Genomic DNA, 20457 nt, shown 5'->3' on the forward strand with positions numbered 1-20457 from the left:
GACTGCTAAACTGGCTGGTCGTGATTGTTAGCCAAGACCTCGAAGTCCGCGCCGGTGCCCGTACCTTATTGCATGCTCCTGGCCAGCACCTTCGGGTGCAGCCGGGGGATCGCATCGGATTGATCGGCCGCAATGGTGCGGGAAAAACCACCACCATGCGCATTCTTTCTGGCGAGACCCAACCTTATGCTGGTGAAGTACGCATTTCGGGAGATATCGGCTACCTTCCGCAAGATTCTCGTGAGGGAAACATCGAGCAAACTGCTCGCGACCGCGTCCTGTCAGCACGCGGGCTTGATGAGCTGCGCAAGTCCTTGGATGAACAACAGCAGATTATGGAAACCACCTTGGATGATGACAAGCGAGACAAAGCCATCACCAAGTTCTCCAAATTGGAAGAGCGATACCACAGCCTTGGTGGTTATGAAGCGGACTCGGAAGCAGCCACGATCTGCGACAACTTAGGGCTCGAACAACGAATTTTGGACCAGCCACTCAAGACGTTGTCGGGTGGGCAGCGTCGTCGTGTAGAGCTGGCGCAGATTCTGTTTGCTGCCACCAGCGGGGCAGGAAAGTCACAAACCACGTTGTTGCTCGATGAGCCAACCAACCACTTGGATGCCGACTCCATTTCTTGGTTGCGTTCTTTTTTGTCGAAGCACGAGGGCGGCTTGGTCATGATTAGTCACGACGTTGAGCTGCTTCGCGACGTCTGCAACAAAGTGTGGTTTTTGGATGCCGTGCGCTCGGAAGCCGATGTGTACAACATGGGCTATGAGAAATATCTTGACGCGCGTGCCACCGATGAAGCACGCCGTCGACGCGAGCGGGCGAATGCCGAAAAGAAAGCGTCGGCGCTGCAAAAGCAAGCAGCGAAATTGGGTGCCAAAGCTACGAAAGCGGCCGCTGCAAAACAAATGCTTGCTCGTGCAGAGCGAATGATGGGCAATCTGGATGAGGTCCGCCAAGACGATAAGGTCGCATCCATTAAGTTCCCAGAGCCAGCTCCGTGCGGCAAGACCCCAATGCATGCGACGGGACTGACCAAAATGTATGGTTCGTTGGAAGTTTTCGCTGGTGTCGATCTGGCGATTGATAAAGGCTCCCGCGTCGTCGTTCTTGGGTACAACGGCGCCGGTAAAACTACATTGTTGAAATTGCTTGCTGGCGAGGAACGCACCGATGGCGAAGGCGGCATCGTCACCGGCCATGGCTTACGCATTGGCTATTTCGCCCAAGAACACGACACCATCGATCCTGATCGGACAGTCTGGGAAAACACAATTTCTGCCTGCCCTGACGCCCATGAGCAGGAGCTTCGCAGTCTGCTCGGTGCTTTCATGTTCTCTGGTGACAAGCTGGAACAACCCGCAGGTACACTTTCCGGCGGTGAGAAGACGCGTTTATCGCTTGCTACCTTAGTTTCTTCCCGGGCGAATGTTTTGTTGTTGGATGAGCCCACCAACAACCTGGATCCAATATCGCGGGAACAGGTATTGGATGCATTGGCCACTTATACTGGTGCCGTCGTCTTGGTTACCCACGACCCCGGCGCGGTCAAAGCCCTGGAACCGGAGCGGGTCATCATCATGCCAGACGGTGATGAAGATATGTGGAGCGACGAATATATGGAGATCGTGGAATTGGCCTAAGCTGGCACAACCACGCGGGATTTGTGTGATTTTGTGTTCGTGGAACCACAGCCTGGTGCGCACAGTCTATTGGGATAGGACACGAGAAAGGACTATCCATTGAGCCTCGATAAATATCGGAACCGTATTAAGAACTTGCTGGACCGTGCTGCTGCCTGTGAAGGCACACCGGAAGGCGATTTGTGCCGGGTTAAAGCTTTTGAGTTGGCAGCAAAATACGCCTTAGATCCCGATGATGTACGCAAGCAAGCAGATGCGGACTCGGCAGGACAGACCGCGTGGGAATGGGAATTAACTGGTAGCTACAAGCCGCAGCAGCGAGAGCTGCTTGCACATATCGCTAGTGCTCTGCATTGTCGGGTCCTTTATGAGCGTAGCGGCACCGGTCGGCACAACTCTTTCGGATTGGTTTTTGGTGTGCCCCGGCATCTCGAGAGGGTGAAAATGCTCTTTCCCATGCTTAACTTGCACATGTCGGCGGGATCAACAAAATACGCTGCGAATCACGGCGCGCGTGATGCCGCGCATACGAAACGCTTGAAAACTTCCTGGATGATGGGGTTTTCAAATAGCGTCTTTGATTTGCTTGAGCAGGCGGACCAGGACACCGCGTCCCAAGTTGGCCAGGGAGCAGAGGTCGCATTGCTTGATGACGCCAGCGCTGCAGAAAAACTCATGCACGACTATGTTCACGAGGCAGGTTTGGTACTGCGAAACGGCCGACAGAATTCGCGGGCGGTCGATCCAGAAGCGATGCACGCGGGCAGTGAAGAAGGTCGCCGCGTCGACCTAGGCAACTCCCGGCTTCCACAACGCAAGGAACTGTCTGCATAGTTGGCTAGTTCTGTAGTGGCGTAAGGGCCTGCCAATCTGACAGGCCCGATAAACCAACTACTAGTTGCGGAATCCGTGTACCGGGGCCGGGATGAACCCACCACGGTGGATGAACTCGCGGTTGCCGACGGTGTTGACCGGAATGATCGGTGCGTAGCCGAGAAGACCACCAAAATCAACTTCGTCGCCTACCGCAGCACCAGGTACAGGAATAACACGCACCGCCGTGGTCTTATGGTTCATCACACCAATTGCGGCCTCATCTGCGATCATCCCTGCGATAGTTTCTGCAGATGTGGCACCAGGAAGTGCAATCATATCGAAACCGACCGAACAAATTGCGGTCATTGCTTCCAATTTGTCCATGCTGATGCTGCCAGCACGCACAGCATCGATCATTCCTTTGTCCTCAGAGACAGGAATGAACGACCCTGATAAGCCGCCGACACGCGAGCATGCCATCATGCCGCCTTTTTTCACCGCGTCGTTCAGCAATGCCAGAGCAGCAGTTGTGCCGTGGGTTCCGACTTGTTCTAATCCCATGTGTTCGAGGATATGAGCGACGCTGTCACCGAGTTCGGCAGTCGGTGCAAGCGAAAGATCGACGATGCCAAACGGAACACCCAACCGTTGTGAAGCCAAATTGCCAACTAGTTGACCAGCGCGGGTGATCTTGAAAGCTGCTTTCTTGATTTCTTCCGCAACTTGATCCAGGCTTGCCCCCTCCAGGCTGCCCAATGCCCGATCGACGACACCAGGGCCAGATACACCGACGGAAACCACACAATCAGGTTCTTCCACGCCATGGAAAGCACCTGCCATAAACGGGTTATCGCCAACAGCGTTGGCGAACACCACTAATTTGGCGCAGGCGATCGCAGAATCGTCCTTGCTTAATTCGGCGGCGGTTTTAATAACCTCGCCCATGTGTCGGGCAGCATCCATATTGATGCCCGCGCGGGAGGATGCAATGTTCACTGAGCCGCATACCACTTCCGATTGCGACAGAGCTTCCGGGATGGACTCGATGAGTCGACGGTCTGCTTCGGTGGTACCTTTTTCAACGAGTGCAGAGTATCCACCTATAAAGTTAACCCCGACTTCATTGGCTGCTTTGTTAAGTGCCTGCGCTAAATCGGCGGGGTTGCCTTCAACACCGGCTGCAATCAAAGAAATTGGCGTAACTGAAATCCGCTTGTTTACGATCGGAATTCCGAGTTCAGCTTCGATTCCTTCGCATACTTCAACTAGCCGTGACGCACGGGTAACGATTCGGTCATACACCGCATCACAGGTGGCAGACATCGTCGGACGTGTGCAACCGAGTAATGAAATACCCATGGTCACAGTACGAATATCAAGACGATATTTTTCGATCATCTCGATCGTATCGACGATCTGAGCATTCTTAAAAGAAAATGGCATAGTGTAGTTTTCCTGCGCTAGGTGGTGCTAAATTTCGTTGATCGCGGTAAACAGCGATTCAGCCTGAATGCGAATAACTTGGTGGGTTTCTTTTTCTACGGCTTCCATACGCTTTTGAATCTGCGGTATCGACAAGGCTTCATCATCGAATTCCACGCGCAGAATCATCGTGAAATAACCAGACATAAGGGTTTGTGAAACGTCGACAATATTAACGTTTAACTCCGCGAGAGCAGTACTAACAGAGGCGATAATTCCGGTGTTGTCCGCGCCGGTCACGGTCATGATGGCATACATATTACTCATCTTAACTGCCTATCCAGCATTCTTATTAGCCGGGGCAAAAAGCTTTCAACGAAGCGTAGAATTGTGTACATGACAGCAACTCAGTCGCAAGAGAACGTAACTGCCACAAACACACGAGTATTGGTTATCGGCGGATCTGGCAAAGTTGCCAGCATTGCCATTCCCCAATACGCGAACGATTACGAGATCACCGCGATGCTGCGTCGTGAAGAAAAAGCAGAGGAGGCGCGGGAGAACGGCGCAACGCCGTTGGTCCAAGACGTAACTACTGTGTCTGCGGATCAGTGGGCAGCGCTGGTCCGTGATTTTGATGTTGTGGTGTGGACCGCAGGTAACGGCGGGCGTGCCGGTGCCGACGTCACCTATGCCGTGGACCGCGATGCTGCCTTGGAATGCATCAAGGGCTTGGAAAAAGTCCAGGATGAGGTTGGTAAAGATCGCGCGCCTCGGCTCATCATGGTGTCCTATATGGGGTCGTTGGACAACGAAACCGACGATCAAGGCGCATGGCTGGCATACGTAGAGTCGAAAAAGACCGTCGACAAGCGCCTGCTTGATTCTGATTTAAACTACATCATCCTGGCCCCCACGTTGCTGACCCTGGATCCGGCGCAGGGCATTGCCGTCACCGAAAACACACCTGAAAAAGCCGGGGAAAAAACGTCCCGTGAGCTCGTCGGTCAGGTCATCTTCGAGCTGGCTGGGCGGGCGGAGCTGCCAAACCAGGATTTCATTGCCTTCCATGATGGCAACGATCCAGTGAGCACCATTTAGCTGGTAGCTGCGCGTGTTGCGCAGTACCGCACGAAGATAGCGAGCAACTCATTGCTCCATTTCGTGTCAATTGATGGCAAGCTGTTGACGATATCCAGGTAATCTTCGGGGGAGAAATAGCCGTAGTCATAGAAAAAATCCATGCGTTTTTTCATGGCCACGGCATCCATCTCTGCATGAAACTGGCTCGCCCATGTCGAATTACCTACTCGAATTAGCTGCACAGGGCAGGTTGGCCCGTCGGCAAGAATCGTCACCTCCCTGCTGTCGGACGCAGCTAAATCTTCGACGGCTTCAGTGTGTCCAGTCAGAGACGTGAATTCCTGTGGGAGATGACGGGCGAGCACATCCTCGGAGGCATCTGAGGTCAGCCGAACCACGGTTTGTCCAGAGGTTTCTGCGTGCGTGTGACCAACAATTCCACCTACATGATGCGCAAGCCAGGAAGCTCCGAAGCAAATTAAAAAGACTGGTATCTCTGAAGCCGTGAGAATTTCCAGCTGACGATGAATATGAAGTTGCCAGCTGTTCCAATTTTGGTTCGTGATGTTCAATGAGCTGCCGCCCACGATGACGCCATCAAAATTGCTTAGATCAGGAAGCACAACATCTGTGGAATCAATGACTAGGTGCGTAGTCTGCTCCTGGCTCAGCCCTGTGGCTTCACAGATGTCACGATACTCAGCGGCAGCAACTGCCGGTGCGGTCTCTCCATAGCGCAATGAGACCAATAGAAGATTAACCATAGTGGCTACTGTTATACCTTATGCCTTAAACATCATTGCCATCGCGTCGGATAGCTTGTTCTGCAATATCAAGGACGGCTTCATCGGTGGCCATTCCCATGGCATTACGCGTGATCAAACCGTCCATCACCATTTCCAAAAAATATTGCAAGGTATCGATTGGTACGTCGACCCGCATGCGGCCTTCCGCAGCATTTTTTGCTAAACGATCGTGCACTGCTTGATCAAGGACTGCTTGATGTTCTTCCCAGCGTGCACGAAAAGAGGCATCAGTACGCAGCATCTTGGAAATCTCTAAGCGAGTAGCCAGCCAATCGTATTTCTCAGGATTCCGAATAATATCACGCATTACCTCGACCAGCCCTTCACGGGCAACTACTTCCGCTTGCCGTGCGGCATCCTCCCGCGCTAGAGCGAGAAACAAGTTTTCTTTATCAGAAAAGTGATGAAAAATCGCACCCCGAGACTTTCCTGTTGCTTGTTCGAGACGGCGAACAGTCGCCCCTTCGTAACCATATTCAGCGAAGCACTTTCGCGCGCCGACCAAAATTTCTTGGCGACGACGGTTGAGTTCATTTTCACTTACTACTGGCATAGAGGAAGCGACCTTTCAGTCCGGAAATACGAAAACGGGGCTGCTAAGCCCCTGCCACGATCGATTTCTCCGTAACTGGGATCAATAGTCGTAGCGAGAGGTTATGCAGCCCCGCGAATCCTAATGGTTAGGGCTAGCTAGTACTAGCTAGGATTTAACCATCTGACGGAGAACGTACTGCAGAATACCGCCGTGGCGGTAATACTCGGCCTCACCAGGGGTATCGATGCGTACTTTGGCATCGAACTCGATGGTTTCGCCGTCTTCTTTGTGTGCGGTCACCTTAACAGTTTTCGGAATCGAACCGTTGTTGAACTCAGTCAGCCCCTCAATATCGAAGGACTCATGACCAGTCAATCCAAGGGATTCGTGTGACTCACCCTCGGGGAACTGCAATGGCGCAACGCCCATACCGATCAAGTTCGAACGGTGGATACGCTCGAAGGACTCAGTAATTACGGCGCGGACACCCAGCAACAAGGTTCCCTTCGCAGCCCAGTCACGCGAAGATCCGGTGCCGTATTCTTTACCACCTAGCACTACCAAAGGAGTTTCTGCTTCCTTGTAGTTCTGTGCAGCATCGTAGATGAATGCTTGTGGCTTGTCGTCCTTGGTGAAGTCCAGGGTATAGCCACCGGATTCTTCTACGAGCTGGTTGCGCATACGGATGTTCGCGAAGGTACCGCGAACCATTACCTCGTGGTTACCACGACGGGAACCGAGCGAGTTAAAGTCCTGGCGTTCGACGCCATTTTCTTCCAGGTATTGAGCCGCTGGGGTACCAGGTTTGATGGCAGAAGCAGGGGAGATGTGGTCGGTTGTGACTGAGTCACCCAACTTAACCAGTACACGTGCACCCTTGATGTCCTCAACGTCTGCTGGCTCATTCGGCATGTCGTCGAAGTATGGAGCCTTGCGGATATAGGTGGAGGCATCATCCCATTCGAAGGTCTTACCCTGCGGGATATCCAGGTTCTGCCACTGTTCATCGCCCTTGAAAACATCGGCGTAGTCAGCTTCGTACATTTCGCGCGAGATGGAAGACTGGATGGTCTCTTCAATCTCTTCTGGGGAAGGCCAGATGTCCTTCAAGAAGACATCATTGCCATCTTTGTCCTGACCCAATGGCTGTTCATTGAAGTCGAAGTCCATGGTGCCAGCAATGGCGTAGGCGATTACCATCATTGGCGATGCCAGGTAGTTCATTTTGACGTCCGGCGAAATACGGCCCTCAAAGTTACGGTTACCGGACAGAACCGCGGTCGCCGCTAGGTCTTCGGTGTTGATAGCATCGGAGATTTCTTCTGGCAGCGGGCCAGAGTTACCGATACACGAGGTACATCCGAATCCGGAGAGGTAGAAGCCCAGAGCCTCCAAGTCTTTCCACAGGTCAGCGCGTTTGTAGTAACCGTCGACAACCTGAGAACCAGGCGCGCAAATGGTCTTCACCCAAGGCTTGGAGGTCAGTCCCAGTTCGTTTGCCTTGCGGGCGATCAGACCTGCACCGATCATGACCGAAGGGTTGGAGGTGTTGGTACACGAGGTGATGGAAGCGATTGCGACCATGCCGTGGTCTAGGGTGTACTCGCCGCCGGCTGGTGACTGCACCAAGGTTGGGTGGGATGGACGACCTTCGGCACCTTCAGAGGCATCTTCGCCCTGCCCCTTACGGGAAACGTTGTGACCGTCGGTGATATCAGCATCGGCATAGCGTTGAACGCCGCCTTCGGCGTTCATGCGACGGACCTCAGGCTTCTTGCCGTCTTCTGAAACTTTGTCGTCTGTGTAGTTAACCAGGTCCTTACGGAACTGTTCCTTGGCTTTGTCCAGCTCAATGCGGTCCTGTGGACGCTTTGGTCCGGCGATGGAAGGCTTAACAGTAGACAGGTCAAGCTCGATGTACTCGGAGTACTCGGCTTCTTCGTCATCTTCTTCCAACCACATGCCTTGAGCTTTGGCATAAGCTTCGACGCGGTCAATCTGCTCCTGTGGGCGACCGGTGAGCTCAAGGTACTTGGTGGTTTCTTCGTCGATAGGGAAGATCGCGGCGGTTGAGCCAAACTCCGGCGACATGTTGCCGATAGTTGCACGATTCGCCAGTGGAATTGACTTGACACCGTTGCCGTAGAATTCGACAAACTTCTGGACGACGCCGTGCTCACGCAGCATGTCGGTGATAGTCAACACAACGTCGGTGGCAGTAACGCCAACTGGAATTTCTCCAGTCAACTTGAAACCGACCACCTTCGGAATCAACATCGATACCGGCTGCCCCAACATGGCAGCCTCGGCCTCGATACCACCGACACCCCAGCCTAGGATTCCTAGGCCGTTCTCCATAGTGGTGTGGGAATCGGTACCGATACAGGTATCCGGGTATGCCAGACCATCGTTGTCGAAAACAACGCGACCCAGGTATTCGATATTTACCTGGTGAACGATACCGGTTCCTGGAGGAACTACCCGGAAGTTGGAGAAATTTTCCGCACCCCAGCGTAAGAACTGGTAGCGCTCTTCGTTGCGCTCGTATTCGATAGCAACGTTCTTGGTCAAAGCGTCTGCGTCACCGAATGCTTCTGTAATGACCGAGTGGTCAATAACCATCTCGGCAGGATTCAGTGGGTTAACCTGGTCCGCGCTGCCGCCCAGGTTGGATACAGCTTCGCGCATAGTAGCCAAGTCGACGACGCAGGGAACACCAGTAAAGTCTTGCATCAACACGCGTGCAGGCGTGAACTGGATTTCGGTATCAGGTTCCGATTTCGGATCCCAGTTAGCGATGGCCTTGATGTGGTCTTTGTTGACGTTTTTTCCGTCTTCTGTGCGAAGAAGGTTTTCTGCCAGAACCTTAAGGGAATAAGGCAGCTTCTTCAGTCCGTCAACTGCATCGAGCGCGAAATAGTCGTATGACTTATCACCGACCTCGAGTTTCTTCTTAGCGTTGAAGGAGTTCAAGCTTTCAGTCACAGGGAGCTCCATTTCCTTGTTGTGCAAAATTGTAAGACCAAAAAGTCCTAGAACACGGGGTTCACTGCCCCAGTGTAGGTTGACGACCCCTCGTCCTGCCAAAAGTATAACAGTACAACTGTTCTGTTATTAGTCGGTAACCTATTCGCGTGGCTATATAACTGTAAGCTGGGCAAAACATGCCCAAGCCACTCACGTTCCGCCCACTTTGTTACCCCCGGAAAGATTAAACAGAAAGTAGCTATCATGATTCCAGCTGGCGTCGACCTAAGTGATCTCAGTGCACAGTTATCGCAAGGCAATGTGGCTATAGGGGAACATGCTGAATTCGCACGTGCGCAACAGTCACAATTGCGGCAAGCCATCGCAGAAATTAATAGCAACAGCGCGGAACTGGCGAACCAAGACACTGAAAACACAGATACTCTTACGGGCGATGGAAAATTTGGGATAGCGCTCATAGATACGCCTTATGACAAGGCTGCAGACTTGCGTGATGTGGCCCAGGAATTACAGTTGCGCACGGGAGTTGAGACAGTCATTGTGCGGACTCCACAAGGTGGAGCTGCCGTCAGCGATAGTTATTCGAGGGCAGATCTAGAGGCAGCAGAATCGGCGTTTGCAGGAGTATCGACCGATGTTGGTTTGCGTAATTACATAGAGGCGCTTTCGTCACCCAACCCCTCGTGGCTTGTGTTTGCAGTGGTGATCGCCGCAGTCATTGGTACAGCCTTGATTTTAACCTGGAACGCAGTAGCTAAATCGTTACATAATTGAGTCTATTTCCGGCGTGTCGTTACAAACTGTGACAAAAAGCACACTAAGGATTTACTTCCACCTTTCCCCAGGCCATGGCGTTAGTCCACGCTAAACACTTGACGTTACAGTCGGGAATATTGTGAATCGGTGTGTTCATGTTGCCCTTAGTGGCATATGGTTTGGCTATTGGCCCGCGGGTCATAACAGAAAATCCAGACATGGTGGTGGAACATCGCCGAGAGTCGAAAACTATGACTTTTAATCTTTGGACAACTGCAAACACGGGCATGTGGGGAAGCACGCCATGAGATTTGCAGGTACGGAGAATGGGTCATTTTGGGCGCTGCACGTATTGCGGCCGTTGATTTTCTGTGTGTCCTGCGTGTCGGTACCCACTGTCGTAGATTCTAATATGCAGTCAAGCCATTCGGCTTGACTGCGCCTGTCAGGAGTGTGTCGTGCCTTCATCGTCTCACCGGCGTACCTTTCGCGTACGCAGTTTTAGCGCAGCGATTGCCTGTACCGCATCGCTATCGTTATTTGGGTCCTCATCCATCGCGCAAGCGTCGCCGAATGGCTCACTACAGCCTGCAGTTTCCGAGCTAATTTCGACGATTACTGATGCGGAATCAGAGCTCAACAACTTGGATTTAAAGATCGGTGAACTCCGTGAATCCGTTAACGAAGCTTTGCTTATTCTGCAGGATTCTCGCACGGAGGCTTCACAAGCACAACGTGGCGTTAGCACCGCAAAAGAAGAACTTGCTGTTGCACAATCGGATATCGCAACAGCGCAGTCCGAACTAGATGAGCTCTCGCGTTCCAAGTATCGTCGTGCTGCTGGGTCCTCCGGTTTGAGGGAGATAAGCGGTGGGGATCACCGTGATGACGAGCTATTCCGGAAATCGATTCTGCGAACGCAGGCGGAAGAAAAGCTGTCTACTATTGACGAGCTCGACCGGGTGCGTACTGAAAAGGCCAACAAAGAATCACAGTTACGCAAAACTCACGAACTCGCCGAACAACGGGCTGAGCAGGCTGCCACTGCCGAGGAACAAGCCCGCAAATTATTGGAAGCAACCACTGCTAAAGTGGCCCAAGTTGAACAAGAACGTGCCGCAGTCGCACAAGACCGAGATGAAGCGCAGCAGGAACTTGCCGCAGTACGAAGCGGGGAAACCGCCTCTAGCTCGGGCTCCGTGAGTACAGAATTACGGCAAGACGACTTGTCCGTTCCAAACCACAATTCTGCTCCAGATACTGCAAGTCACGCACCAGAAAACAACAGCGGTTCAGAAACTGCGGATTCCGCAGTCGAATTAGACGAACAAAAACCATCCGGGACGACCGGAAACCGCGCCTCCAACTCAACAGAAGCTTCTCAGGACCCTGACGCAATTTCAGCTGAACTCCGTGAGTTAATTGACCAAGCTGCCGACGCTGTTGCTGAACACTTACCTGACCACACAGCCTTAGAAGCTACGCCGCGGGACACTCCCACATCGGAACAGGAATCTCAGGATCCACCTGGTCAAATCCCAGCACTACAAAGAAATACAACTAGAGAAGAAACCACAGCGGAGTCAATAACTGGCACCAATGCTGAAGCGGAAGGGGAAGCTGCTTCAGCATTGGAATCAGAGGATAGTGCCCCACAGAACAGTACTACCGTGGCAGAGACCGCGACAGACACCGCAGATTCAGTGTCTCCTGATAGCGATTCTTCGAACGCAGACGGTGTCTCAGCAACCGATAGCACGCAAAGCGACGTTGTTGAGGAGCTCGGTGGCGTACTGGAAGAACTCGATACCAATGAATCTGTGACAGAAGATGCTTCAGCGGGTTTTGCTAACGTAGCTCCGTCACAGCAAGCGCAAGCCGTCTTATCTCGCGCACGGTCTCAACTCGGTGTGGATTACGCTTGGGGCGGTGGCAACGCGCAAGGTCCGACAGCTGGCATCCGTGACGGCGGCCACGCAGATAGCAACGGTGACTTTGGCAAAGTTGGTTTTGACTGCTCTGGTTTGGTCCAATATGCGTTCGCCGGTGCGGGAATTTCTTTGCCACACTACAGCGGAGGTCAATACCGGCACGGCACTCATGTATCAACAACTGATCTGCAACCAGGTGACCTGATTTTCTATGGACCTGGTGGATCACAGCATGTTGCTATCTATTCTGGCAATGGAATGATGATCGAGGCCCCACATTCCGGCTCGCACGTACGGGAAGTCCCAGTGCGACACACTGGAATGACCGAACACGCTGTTCGCCTCCTGGGATAACCAAGCAAAATAATTTATCAGGAAAATTCCCTTGCTAGGCTAAGGGCATGACTGATTTGCATCCCTTGACTGACTACGACGCGCTCCTCGTCCTTTCCTTTGGCGGCCCCGAGGGAACAGACGAGGTTGTGCCATTTCTAGAGAACGTGACTCGCGGACGGGGAATTCCACGCGAACGCCTAGAAGAAGTCGGTGAACACTATTTCAATTTTGGTGGAATTAGCCCCATCAACCAGCAAAACCGCGAGCTGATTGCAAATCTAGAGGAAGCACTTGCTCGGAGAGAGATTGATTTGCCGGTGTATTTCGGCAACCGCAACTGGCATCCATTCGCGGAAGATGCAGCTGAAAAAATCGCTCACGATGGGCATCGCAAAGTACTCGTGTTAGCAACCTCTGCTTGGGGTGGATATTCAGCATGCCGCCAGTACAACGAAGATATCAAGCGAGTCCGCGAACATCTAGCAGCGAAGAACCTCCCGGAAATTCATTTCACCAAGATCCGCCAATTCTTTTCGCACCCAACTTTCATAGCAGAGACCGCTGCTGCAATCGAAGCAGCCTATGAAAAAATCCCAAGTGAACGGCGTGATCACACTCGGATGTTGTTTACTGCGCATTCTGTGCCGAACCGGCACGATGACGTTGGTGGTGCTGACGGTGATAAAAACCTGTATTCACGACAGGTTACAGAAGCCGCCCGCTTGGCTGCGAACAAGGCTGGCATCCAGGATTATGATCTCGTATGGCAATCACGTTCCGGTGACCCTCGAGTGCCGTGGTTAGAACCAGACATCGTCGACCACACTGAGCACTTGGCGGACAGCCAAGGAACAAAAGCCGTCGTTGTTTGTGCAATCGGATTTATCACCGATCACATGGAGGTTTTGTGGGATCTGGACACAGAACTCGTAGAAGCTGCGCAAGAAAAAGACGTCCATGTTGAGCGTGCGCGGACTGCAGGGCTAACTCAAGAATTCGCAGAGATGGTGGTCGACATTGCTGCAGAGTCCGCTGCTGGTGAAATTATTGAAAAGCTTGGAAATGTGACGGTCCAAGGAAATACAGACAACGGGGAACCGTGTGCTCCCGGTTGCTGCGACATTTGGACAAAAGCGTAGCGCTTAACAAACTGAGTATGGCGACCCAGGTTCTAGGTTTGTCCGTTCTCGATTTTGGCGGATTAGCGCCAACTGCGCGCGAATTCTGCGCATGCCCGTTCAACCCCAGCCATGCGTGCATGCCGCAGATGACGAAACAGCCCGAATAGATAAGGATCAAGGCTGTGGTCGCCTAGTTTATCCGTCAGCATTTCGATGGTTGCGGCAACAGTATCCGCGCGTGCAAACAATTTTGCAACCCTGGGTGGAACAGAGCCGGGAAGCCCGGGGATATCATAAAAATCAGCCAGCGTACCAATGGTCATACGGGCATTGGGAAGATCTGCTGGGGCATGCCCAGATTTTTCAATTAGCTCAGCCGCAGTATTGGTTGCTTGGCTTAGATAATAATCCGCATCACCAGCAAGCAGGCCAGAGGTAGCTGGCAGTGGCAAGGCTTCACGAATCCAAGTCCATTCAGTGGTCCCGTTAATATAGCGTGGGATAAGAACGTGGTGTAGCTCTGGATCGTTGTCTTTAACCACAATTGCGCCAGGGGCAGGATCGCGCACTAGATTTTGGGCAGACTCTCCAGTAACGGGAAGAGCCGGTGGTTCACCAGGGCCTGCTAGTACAAGTTTAAGTACAGGCTCTGGCTCTGTAAGGATTGCCGAAGTGGCTGCACGTAGGCCAGACAGAAGCTCGATAATTGCGGTACCTTCCAGAGTATTAGTACCACCTAATTCTTGTAATGCATCGATCGTGGCGTCGCTTGATTCGTAGCCATAAAGCCAAGCGGCAAGCCAGACTGCGGTATTTTGCACGGGGGAATAAACTTCGGCGCGGATAGACATCGTTGGCCATCCTAATCGATACACTGACAGGCTATGAACAGTAAGCGGTATAGTGGCGATATTTTGCAGGGCCACAAGCGTAAACAAGCGCCAAGTTTCCCCGACCTAAAAGCACAACCAGGTATGGTCTTGGAAGTTGTTGGAGAAGATTTTGTTGGGGCACTTATCGATATAGACAAGACATTTTCCGGGCACTTAGCACGATTAGAAGATCGCCATGGTACCCGCCGGGTCTTCCCAATTATTCCCGGGGGTTTTCTATTTGAAGGTCAGCGGGTTAGTTTGTCGAAAAGTCTCCAGAAACCCACCCCGCAAATGCCGACCCATTCGAAGTCAGGATCTCGTCGCGTGCACAATATTAGCGCCAAGGTGGCCGCCCCATCGCGCATCTGGGTGGAAGGGATCCACGATGCAGCACTCGTCGAAAAGATTTGGGGCCATGATTTACGCGTCGAAGGCGTAGTCGTGGAGTACTTAGAAGGGCTAGACAACCTGGCAGAACGCCTTGCGGAATTTCAGCCGACGGAGCAACGCCGTATCGGAGTACTTGCGGACCACTTAATTGCTGGTACCAAGGAGGCTCGCTTAACAGAGGAGGTCGGCCCGCATGTTTTAGTTACGGGACACCCGTATGTAGATATTTGGGAAGCAGTAAAACCTGAGCGTGTCGGACTAGAAAATTGGCCGAAAGTTCCACAGGGGCAAGACTGGAAAACCGGTGTGTGTGAGGCTGTGGGCTGGTCTGACCCGAAAGAAGCCTGGCATCGGATTTATAACTCAGTGCATTCCTTCCGGGATATAGACATTTCACTAATCGGCGCAGTCGAGCGTTTGGTGGATTTCGTTACTAATCCTGAGCTGCAGAAATCTGATCTGCTTTAGACAATAGGTTGACGGCTAAACGCCAGCCTGCGGTCTCCGCAGCCCAGCCAGCGGCTTGCAAGCGCTGTGAAACTGCCTGTTTCGAAATCCCCAATTCTTCGGCTGCTTCATTCTGGCTTAACCCTCGCCGAACCAGCGCGGTAGCTTCTCTACCTTCATAGGTGCGCTTGTTGAGTACCTGCCCGAGCAATGCAAAACATGCCGCGACGTCTTCGGCAGTGGCAGGCGGTGCCGAAACCACTGCCACACGTACAGTTCCAGCGCGGGCATTCCGCGGCAGCGTGCGCTGTGCAGCAGACCGTGCGGCCTCGTGTTCTCGGGCAATCCCAATCCCCACTGACCATTCACCGTCGGCAAGCAAAGCCATAGTGATATCGCACACGGTGGATGGGTCAGTCATGGTAGAGACGATGTCTTCTATGCCCACGACGTCAAAGCCATCAACGCCATCCAAACTCGATAAAGCAGCAGCAGATCGCTGAACCAAATCGGCACGACGGGATGCGCTCCCACGGTATCGGGCGTGGACAGCGAGCATAACGCCTCCTAGATAACAGCTAGACGGGCAACAAAACAATTAGCGGGAAGCGGACTGGTGGCAACAACCGCCGTGCTTTCCGAGATCAATCTGGAAGCTAGTCTATACCTCAGACTTGATTACCGTACGAGTCTGGACTGGCATGCGAGCATCTAGAATCAGCCCGCCGATACCAACAACTGCAATAGCTGCCAGCAATACAACAACGAGCGGGTTGGTACCAGCAATCAACGTATCCCCAAACAGCACCCCGACGACGGTTCCTGGTGCAGATCCGATGAGAGTCGCGATTACGAAAGGGATAAAGGGGATCGATGTTAGCGCGGCAGTGTAGTTGACGAGAGAAAACGGTACGCCTGCGATGAGTCTTAAGGACGCAACTGCGAGCCATCCACGTTTGCGCAATCGATAATTGATACCGGCAACCGCAGGGTGTTTGAGGCGAGGAGCCATCCAGTCGCCCAGTAGCCAACGAACAAGCAACAGCGAAATAGCTGCCGACGCCGTAAGTGCGGTCAATGCTATAAGCAAGCCTGTCCAGGGACCGTACAAGATTCCCGATGCCACGGTCCACACCGTCCGTGGCAAGGGAAATTGCGTGAAAAACACGTACCCCAACCAAAACAGCAGCATAAATCCACTTCCTGCAGAATCGGCAGATTCGCGTAACGAGCTCAGCGTAGGGAAATCGATCAGGATGAATAACACGAGCAAGCTGACAGCAATCGCACCAACGGTCAAGAAACGTGCCAGGGACCAGCGTCGAATGGAAGCCCATGCATCACGACGAATGGTGGTGCAAAAATGCATGAAGCTCTTGATCCACGGAGTGCGTCGTCGTGCGCGTCCGACTTTTTCTGACTGTTGCTGGAGCTGGTGCGTGTGGCTTCCTTCTGAATCCATGAGTATCCAGTCTAGTGGTTGTCCGTCAACTCTGGAGCAATGCGGGGCTGGTGTTAAGAGTGTTAACTGTGCTCAGAATGTTTAGGAAACCTCTAATTATGCGTACGGGGGACAGGGGCAGGGACGGGGCAGAGACAAGCTCTCGAACAGCTATATTTGTGATGTGCAACATATGATAGGAAACATTCAAAAACATATTGTTGAGACTTACTTAAATGGGTAGCATAAGCCTGTCCTTATCATGATATTTGCTGGAATTTTTGTTCAAGGAGGAAAATGTCTCGCAATACCAGAAAAATCTTGACGACGATGGCAGCTGGTGTCGTGTCTGCAACGGTTCTTGTTGCGTGCAGTTCAGAAGAAGCCAAACAAGCAAATGGCGATTCTTCTACCGGTAACAACGACGGCGATAACTCTGGCGCTATCACGTTGACCGACATTGCCGGCCGGGAGGTTACCCTCGAAGAAGAACCCGAACGCATCATCCTCGGCGAAGGACGCTCGCTATTTGCCACCGGTATTTTGAATACCGAAAACCCCTTGGACAAGATCGTCGGTATCGGCACTGACCTGAAACAGAATGTGCCAGACTACTACAACCGATTGGAAGAAAAGCTTCCAGAAGTCAGTGAAATTCCTGAAATCGGTGGCCTATCCAAAGGGGACGTCACCGTGGAAAACCTTTTGAGCATGGCGCCAGATTTGGTCGTTTTGTCAATGGATACCTACGAAGCTTCGGAAAAAGCTGGCTTGACCACAAAGATGGACGAAGCCGGTGTGGAATACGTCGTCACGGACTTCCGTGCGAAACCATTACAAAACACCACAAAATCGATGGAGCTGTTTGGCCAAATTTTTGGTCAAGAACAGCGCGCGGACGAATTCAACAAGGACTGGCAAGAAATCGTGGACCTGGTGCAGGAACGCGCAGCCAAAGTTACTGAGAAGCCTAAGACCTTTGTGTGGCGAGCTGCGGGTGTCTTGGATTGCTGTGGCTCATGGAATGACTCAAATATTTCGCAACTGGTTAATACCGCAGGCGGAGACAATGTTGGCGATCACGTGATTGAAGGTGAATCCGGTGCGCTGACACCAGAAAAAGTCTTGGAATCCGACCCAGACATGATCATCGCTACCGGGGGAGATTGGTCTGAAAAGAAAGACGACCAAGGTAACCCAGTGGGCTATGCCGCTGTCGGCTACGGTATCGACGAATCCGAAGCAAAAGCTAGCATCGCTAAATTGCCGGAAGTACAGCCTGGTTTTGAAAGCCTACGCGCCGTCAAAGATAACCAGCTGCACGCATTGTGGCACCAGTTCTACAACTCTCCTTTCAACTACCTCGCTCTGCTACAGATTGCTCAGTGGATTAACCCAGAAGCCTACGAAGACATTGACGTCGAGCAGAAGTGGCTGGATTCACAAAAGAAGTACTCGCCAATCTCTGGCGAGGGTACTTTGTTTAGCACTAATTAATGATGATGAACGAGACACAGCGGATTGTGACAAGAGGCATCTCTGCACCAAAGTCCCTAGCTAAACCACCTGCTGTCGACAAAATAGAGGTAGCAAACAAGGCAGTATTAGAGCTTGGTCGGCAGCATAGAAAGCTGACCTGGCAACGCATCGGTATTGTGTCTGGTCTTTGCGCAGTTGCAATCGCTGCCTTCGTTACGAGTAATTTCGTAGGTGCGATTGATATCAGCCCTGGCGAAGTCATCACTGGAATAGTTAACCCATCGAGTTTGGACGAACAAACCCACACTGTTCTCTGGCGGCTACGCCTGCCGATGGCAGTGATGGCGTTGTTAATTGGGGTTAGTTTGTCTCTCGCGGGCGCAGAGATGCAGACAATCCTCAACAACCCACTCGCAGAACCTTTTACTCTGGGAATTTCAGCTGCTGCAGCATTCGGTGGCGCCAGCGCAATTGTTCTGCACTGGCAGATTGTCGCGCAGCCGCAGCTCAACCTGGCGTTAGTAGCTTGGTTATCGTCGGTAGTCGCTACTGGCATCATTGTCGTTGCTGCCGTGCTGCGAGGCGTACGAGCAGAAACAATGGTGCTGTTAGGCATTGGGCTGGTATTTTTCTTCCAAGCCATGCTGGCATTAATTCAATACCGGTCATCAGCAGAAGCTCTGCAACAGATCGTATTTTGGTCAATGGGATCGCTGACCCGCGCCAGTTGGACCGGAAATGCGGTGTTAGCGGGGGTGTTGGTAATTGCGCTTCCCGTTCTTTGGGCTTTGTCATGGCAATTGACGGCGCTTCGGTTGGGAGATGCCCGAGCAGCAGCGATGGGCGTGAATACTTCCGCGCTAAGGGTGATCGTGTTGGTTGTGGTCTCTTTGGTGGCAGCAACCACCGTGGCCTTTGCAGGGATCATTGGCTTCATCGGGCTCGTGGGGCCACACATTGCCCGCATGCTGGTTGGAGAAGACCAACGGTATTTTATACCTGCCTCCATGGCTGCCGGTGCAGCAGTGATGTGTACCGCACATGCGTTGAGCTTGATCGTCAAACCTGGGCTAGCAATTCCAATTGGCATCGTAACTTCGCTGCTAGGTGTACCTTTCTTTATCGCGATCGTTATGGCTAAGAGGAGGGCGCTGTGGAGCTAAAAAATGCAACACCAACGCCTGCGAATCATGCGCCGATGGAAGTGAAACTCGCAATTACTGGACTGAGTGCTACCTACGGGGCACACCGAGTACTGCATAATGTCAATGTTGAAGCATTGACTGGAGGTCAAGTTGTTGGGCTGCTAGGACCAAATGCTTCGGGGAAAACAACGCTGATTAAAACACTTGCCGACGTTCACCGTAGTTATGCGGGCGACATAGATTTTCTAGTCGACGGAATCGCGCCACGTGGAAAGACCAAGAGACAGCTGACTGGCTACGTGCCACAGGATCTGCCAACCACCGCAGCCTTACGGGCATTCGAAGCCGTGCTTATCGCTGCACGACGAGAATCATGCGAAGATCCGGTACTCCGAACTGGAGAGGTGATGCACGAGCTAGGTCTCGACGACATCGCCACCCGGTACCTCAATGAGCTGTCGGGGGGCCAACGCCAGCTAGTTGCCCTCGCGCAAATGCTGGCGGGGCGGCCGGGGCTAATGCTTTTAGATGAGCCGACTTCCGCTTTGGACCTTCACCATCAACTATTTGTCCTTTCTCAGGTACGCGCAAAAGCACAGAAAGAGGGGAGTCTAGGCCTGATTGCCATCCATGACATCAACCTTGCTGCGCGAATGTGTGACACGCTTATGGTGCTCAAAGACGGGTGCATCCGTGCACAGGGAGTCCCGAAAGACGTGCTGAACCGGGAGTTAGTTGAATCCGTATATCACGTCGAGGCGGATATTCTACTCCACGGAGACGTTCCACTGATTGCACCATTGCAGGCTGTGCGTTACTAACTTCCTCACAGGAGGGCCCAAGATGGGCTCTCCGAAAAGCAAAGTGGAGTAGATAAAAAATCTCGAGGCATCCTAGAAAAAGATGCCTCGAGATTAAAAGTGTGCCCGGAGCGGTGTCTGATTCCATGACATCGTTCCGCTCTGTCTCACGACATCCTTCCGCCCCTCAAGGCTCTGATGTGCCACAACATCGTTCCGCTGTTCCCACACAACCACCCCAACAGGGACAATGAGGACACACGCACCACCTTAGGATGTAGCGAGACATACTTCCGCCCAAAATAGAGCATGGGCAAGAAACACACTTCCAACAAAGTCATCGTCGAAACCATCCTCGCGACCGGCATGAGTCATAAAGATGCCGCCGCACTCTTTAACGTCAGCACCCGCTGGATCCGCGAACTACTCCACCG

18 protein-coding genes and 1 pseudogene are annotated in these 20457 nt (G+C 52.5%); 11 read left to right on the forward strand and 8 right to left on the reverse strand.

Annotated elements, in window-relative coordinates:
- Positions 1 to 20 precede the first annotated feature (20 nt).
- Both O146_RS0106140 and O146_RS0106145 read left to right on the forward strand, forming a co-directional pair.
- Entirely contained in the window at positions 21 to 1652 is a 1632-nt protein-coding gene (locus O146_RS0106140) for an ABC-F family ATP-binding cassette domain-containing protein (RefSeq protein ID WP_027017954.1), read from the forward strand.
- 99 nt (positions 1653 to 1751) lie between these two features.
- Entirely contained in the window at positions 1752 to 2486 is a 735-nt protein-coding gene (locus O146_RS0106145) for a DUF7168 domain-containing protein (RefSeq protein WP_021353935.1), read from the forward strand.
- 60 nt (positions 2487 to 2546) lie between these two features.
- On the opposite strand, the gene O146_RS0106150 is transcribed toward O146_RS0106145, so the two are convergent.
- Positions 2547 to 3911: a PFL family protein gene (locus O146_RS0106150; protein ID WP_023019463.1), complete on the reverse strand. Its 1365-nt coding sequence runs from the start codon at positions 3909 to 3911 to the stop codon at positions 2547 to 2549.
- A gap of 27 nt (positions 3912 to 3938) precedes the next feature.
- The gene (locus tag O146_RS0106155) at positions 3939 to 4208 is read right to left on the reverse strand and encodes an ACT domain-containing protein (RefSeq protein WP_027017955.1); all 270 of its coding nucleotides are present in this window, start codon (positions 4206 to 4208) and stop codon (positions 3939 to 3941) included.
- A gap of 78 nt (positions 4209 to 4286) precedes the next feature.
- Between O146_RS0106155 and O146_RS0106160 the strand changes: the two genes are divergently transcribed.
- Positions 4287 to 4991, forward strand: coding sequence for an NAD(P)H-binding protein (locus O146_RS0106160; protein WP_021353932.1), 705 nt, complete (start codon positions 4287 to 4289; stop codon positions 4989 to 4991).
- On the opposite strand, the gene O146_RS0106165 is transcribed toward O146_RS0106160, so the two are convergent.
- The 3 genes from O146_RS0106165 to can form a co-directional block, all read right to left on the reverse strand.
- Positions 4988 to 5737: a glutamine amidotransferase-related protein gene (locus O146_RS0106165; protein WP_027017956.1), complete on the reverse strand. Its 750-nt coding sequence runs from the start codon at positions 5735 to 5737 to the stop codon at positions 4988 to 4990. The genes O146_RS0106160 and O146_RS0106165 overlap by 4 nt on opposite strands.
- Positions 5738 to 5762: 25 nt before the next feature.
- Complete coding sequence (locus O146_RS0106170) at positions 5763 to 6332, reverse strand: TetR/AcrR family transcriptional regulator (RefSeq protein WP_023019467.1); 570 nt, start codon at positions 6330 to 6332, stop codon at positions 5763 to 5765.
- A 147-nt stretch (positions 6333 to 6479) separates the two neighbouring features.
- On the reverse strand, positions 6480 to 9299 hold the full coding sequence (can, locus tag O146_RS0106175) for an aconitate hydratase (RefSeq protein WP_021353929.1): 2820 nt from the start codon (positions 9297 to 9299) through the stop codon (positions 6480 to 6482).
- Positions 9300 to 9545: 246 nt separating this feature from the next.
- Between can and O146_RS11300 the strand changes: the two genes are divergently transcribed.
- The 3 genes from O146_RS11300 to O146_RS0106190 all read left to right on the forward strand — a co-directional run bounded on the left by O146_RS11300 (position 9546) and on the right by O146_RS0106190 (position 13464).
- Positions 9546 to 10076 carry an Rv1476 family membrane protein gene (locus O146_RS11300; protein ID WP_051619287.1) on the forward strand — a complete coding sequence of 177 codons (531 nt, stop codon included), beginning with the start codon at positions 9546 to 9548 and terminating at the stop codon, positions 10074 to 10076.
- Positions 10077 to 10516: 440 nt separating this feature from the next.
- On the forward strand, positions 10517 to 12343 hold the full coding sequence (locus O146_RS0106185; RefSeq protein ID WP_027017957.1) for a DIP1281 family NlpC/P60 protein: 1827 nt from the start codon (positions 10517 to 10519) through the stop codon (positions 12341 to 12343).
- A 47-nt stretch (positions 12344 to 12390) separates the two neighbouring features.
- Positions 12391 to 13464, forward strand: a complete 1074-nt coding sequence (locus O146_RS0106190; protein WP_021353926.1) for a ferrochelatase — start codon at positions 12391 to 12393, stop codon at positions 13462 to 13464.
- Positions 13465 to 13526: 62 nt separating this feature from the next.
- On the opposite strand, the gene O146_RS0106195 is transcribed toward O146_RS0106190, so the two are convergent.
- On the reverse strand, positions 13527 to 14297 hold the full coding sequence (locus O146_RS0106195) for a hypothetical protein (RefSeq protein ID WP_027017958.1): 771 nt from the start codon (positions 14295 to 14297) through the stop codon (positions 13527 to 13529).
- Positions 14298 to 14330: 33 nt separating this feature from the next.
- Between O146_RS0106195 and O146_RS0106200 the strand changes: the two genes are divergently transcribed.
- Entirely contained in the window at positions 14331 to 15179 is an 849-nt protein-coding gene (locus O146_RS0106200) for a DUF3097 domain-containing protein (RefSeq protein WP_027017959.1), read from the forward strand.
- On the opposite strand, the gene O146_RS0106205 is transcribed toward O146_RS0106200, so the two are convergent.
- Both O146_RS0106205 and O146_RS0106210 read right to left on the reverse strand, forming a co-directional pair.
- Complete coding sequence (locus O146_RS0106205) at positions 15145 to 15717, reverse strand: DNA-binding protein (RefSeq protein ID WP_027017960.1); 573 nt, start codon at positions 15715 to 15717, stop codon at positions 15145 to 15147. The two genes, O146_RS0106200 and O146_RS0106205, sit on opposite strands and share 35 nt — an antisense overlap.
- Before the next feature lie 102 nt (positions 15718 to 15819).
- Complete coding sequence (locus tag O146_RS0106210) at positions 15820 to 16527, reverse strand: TVP38/TMEM64 family protein (RefSeq protein WP_081820597.1); 708 nt, start codon at positions 16525 to 16527, stop codon at positions 15820 to 15822.
- Between the two features lie 369 nt (positions 16528 to 16896).
- Between O146_RS0106210 and O146_RS0106215 the strand changes: the two genes are divergently transcribed.
- The 4 genes and pseudogenes from O146_RS0106215 to O146_RS13225 form a co-directional block, all read left to right on the forward strand.
- Positions 16897 to 18096, forward strand: a complete 1200-nt coding sequence (locus O146_RS0106215; protein WP_024272918.1) for an ABC transporter substrate-binding protein — start codon at positions 16897 to 16899, stop codon at positions 18094 to 18096.
- Positions 18096 to 19241, forward strand: coding sequence for a FecCD family ABC transporter permease (locus O146_RS0106220; RefSeq protein ID WP_244266809.1), 1146 nt, complete (start codon positions 18096 to 18098; stop codon positions 19239 to 19241). The genes O146_RS0106215 and O146_RS0106220 overlap by 1 nt, the downstream gene beginning before the upstream one ends.
- A 35-nt stretch (positions 19242 to 19276) precedes the next feature.
- Complete coding sequence (locus O146_RS0106225) at positions 19277 to 20044, forward strand: ABC transporter ATP-binding protein (protein WP_027017963.1); 768 nt, start codon at positions 19277 to 19279, stop codon at positions 20042 to 20044.
- A 288-nt stretch (positions 20045 to 20332) separates the two neighbouring features.
- A pseudogene (locus O146_RS13225) lies at positions 20333 to 20457 on the forward strand (IS481 family transposase); the annotation flags it as partial.

Origin of the sequence: Corynebacterium pseudodiphtheriticum DSM 44287 (assembly GCF_000688415.1) — a bacterium.
GTDB lineage: Bacteria > Actinomycetota > Actinomycetes > Mycobacteriales > Mycobacteriaceae > Corynebacterium > Corynebacterium pseudodiphtheriticum.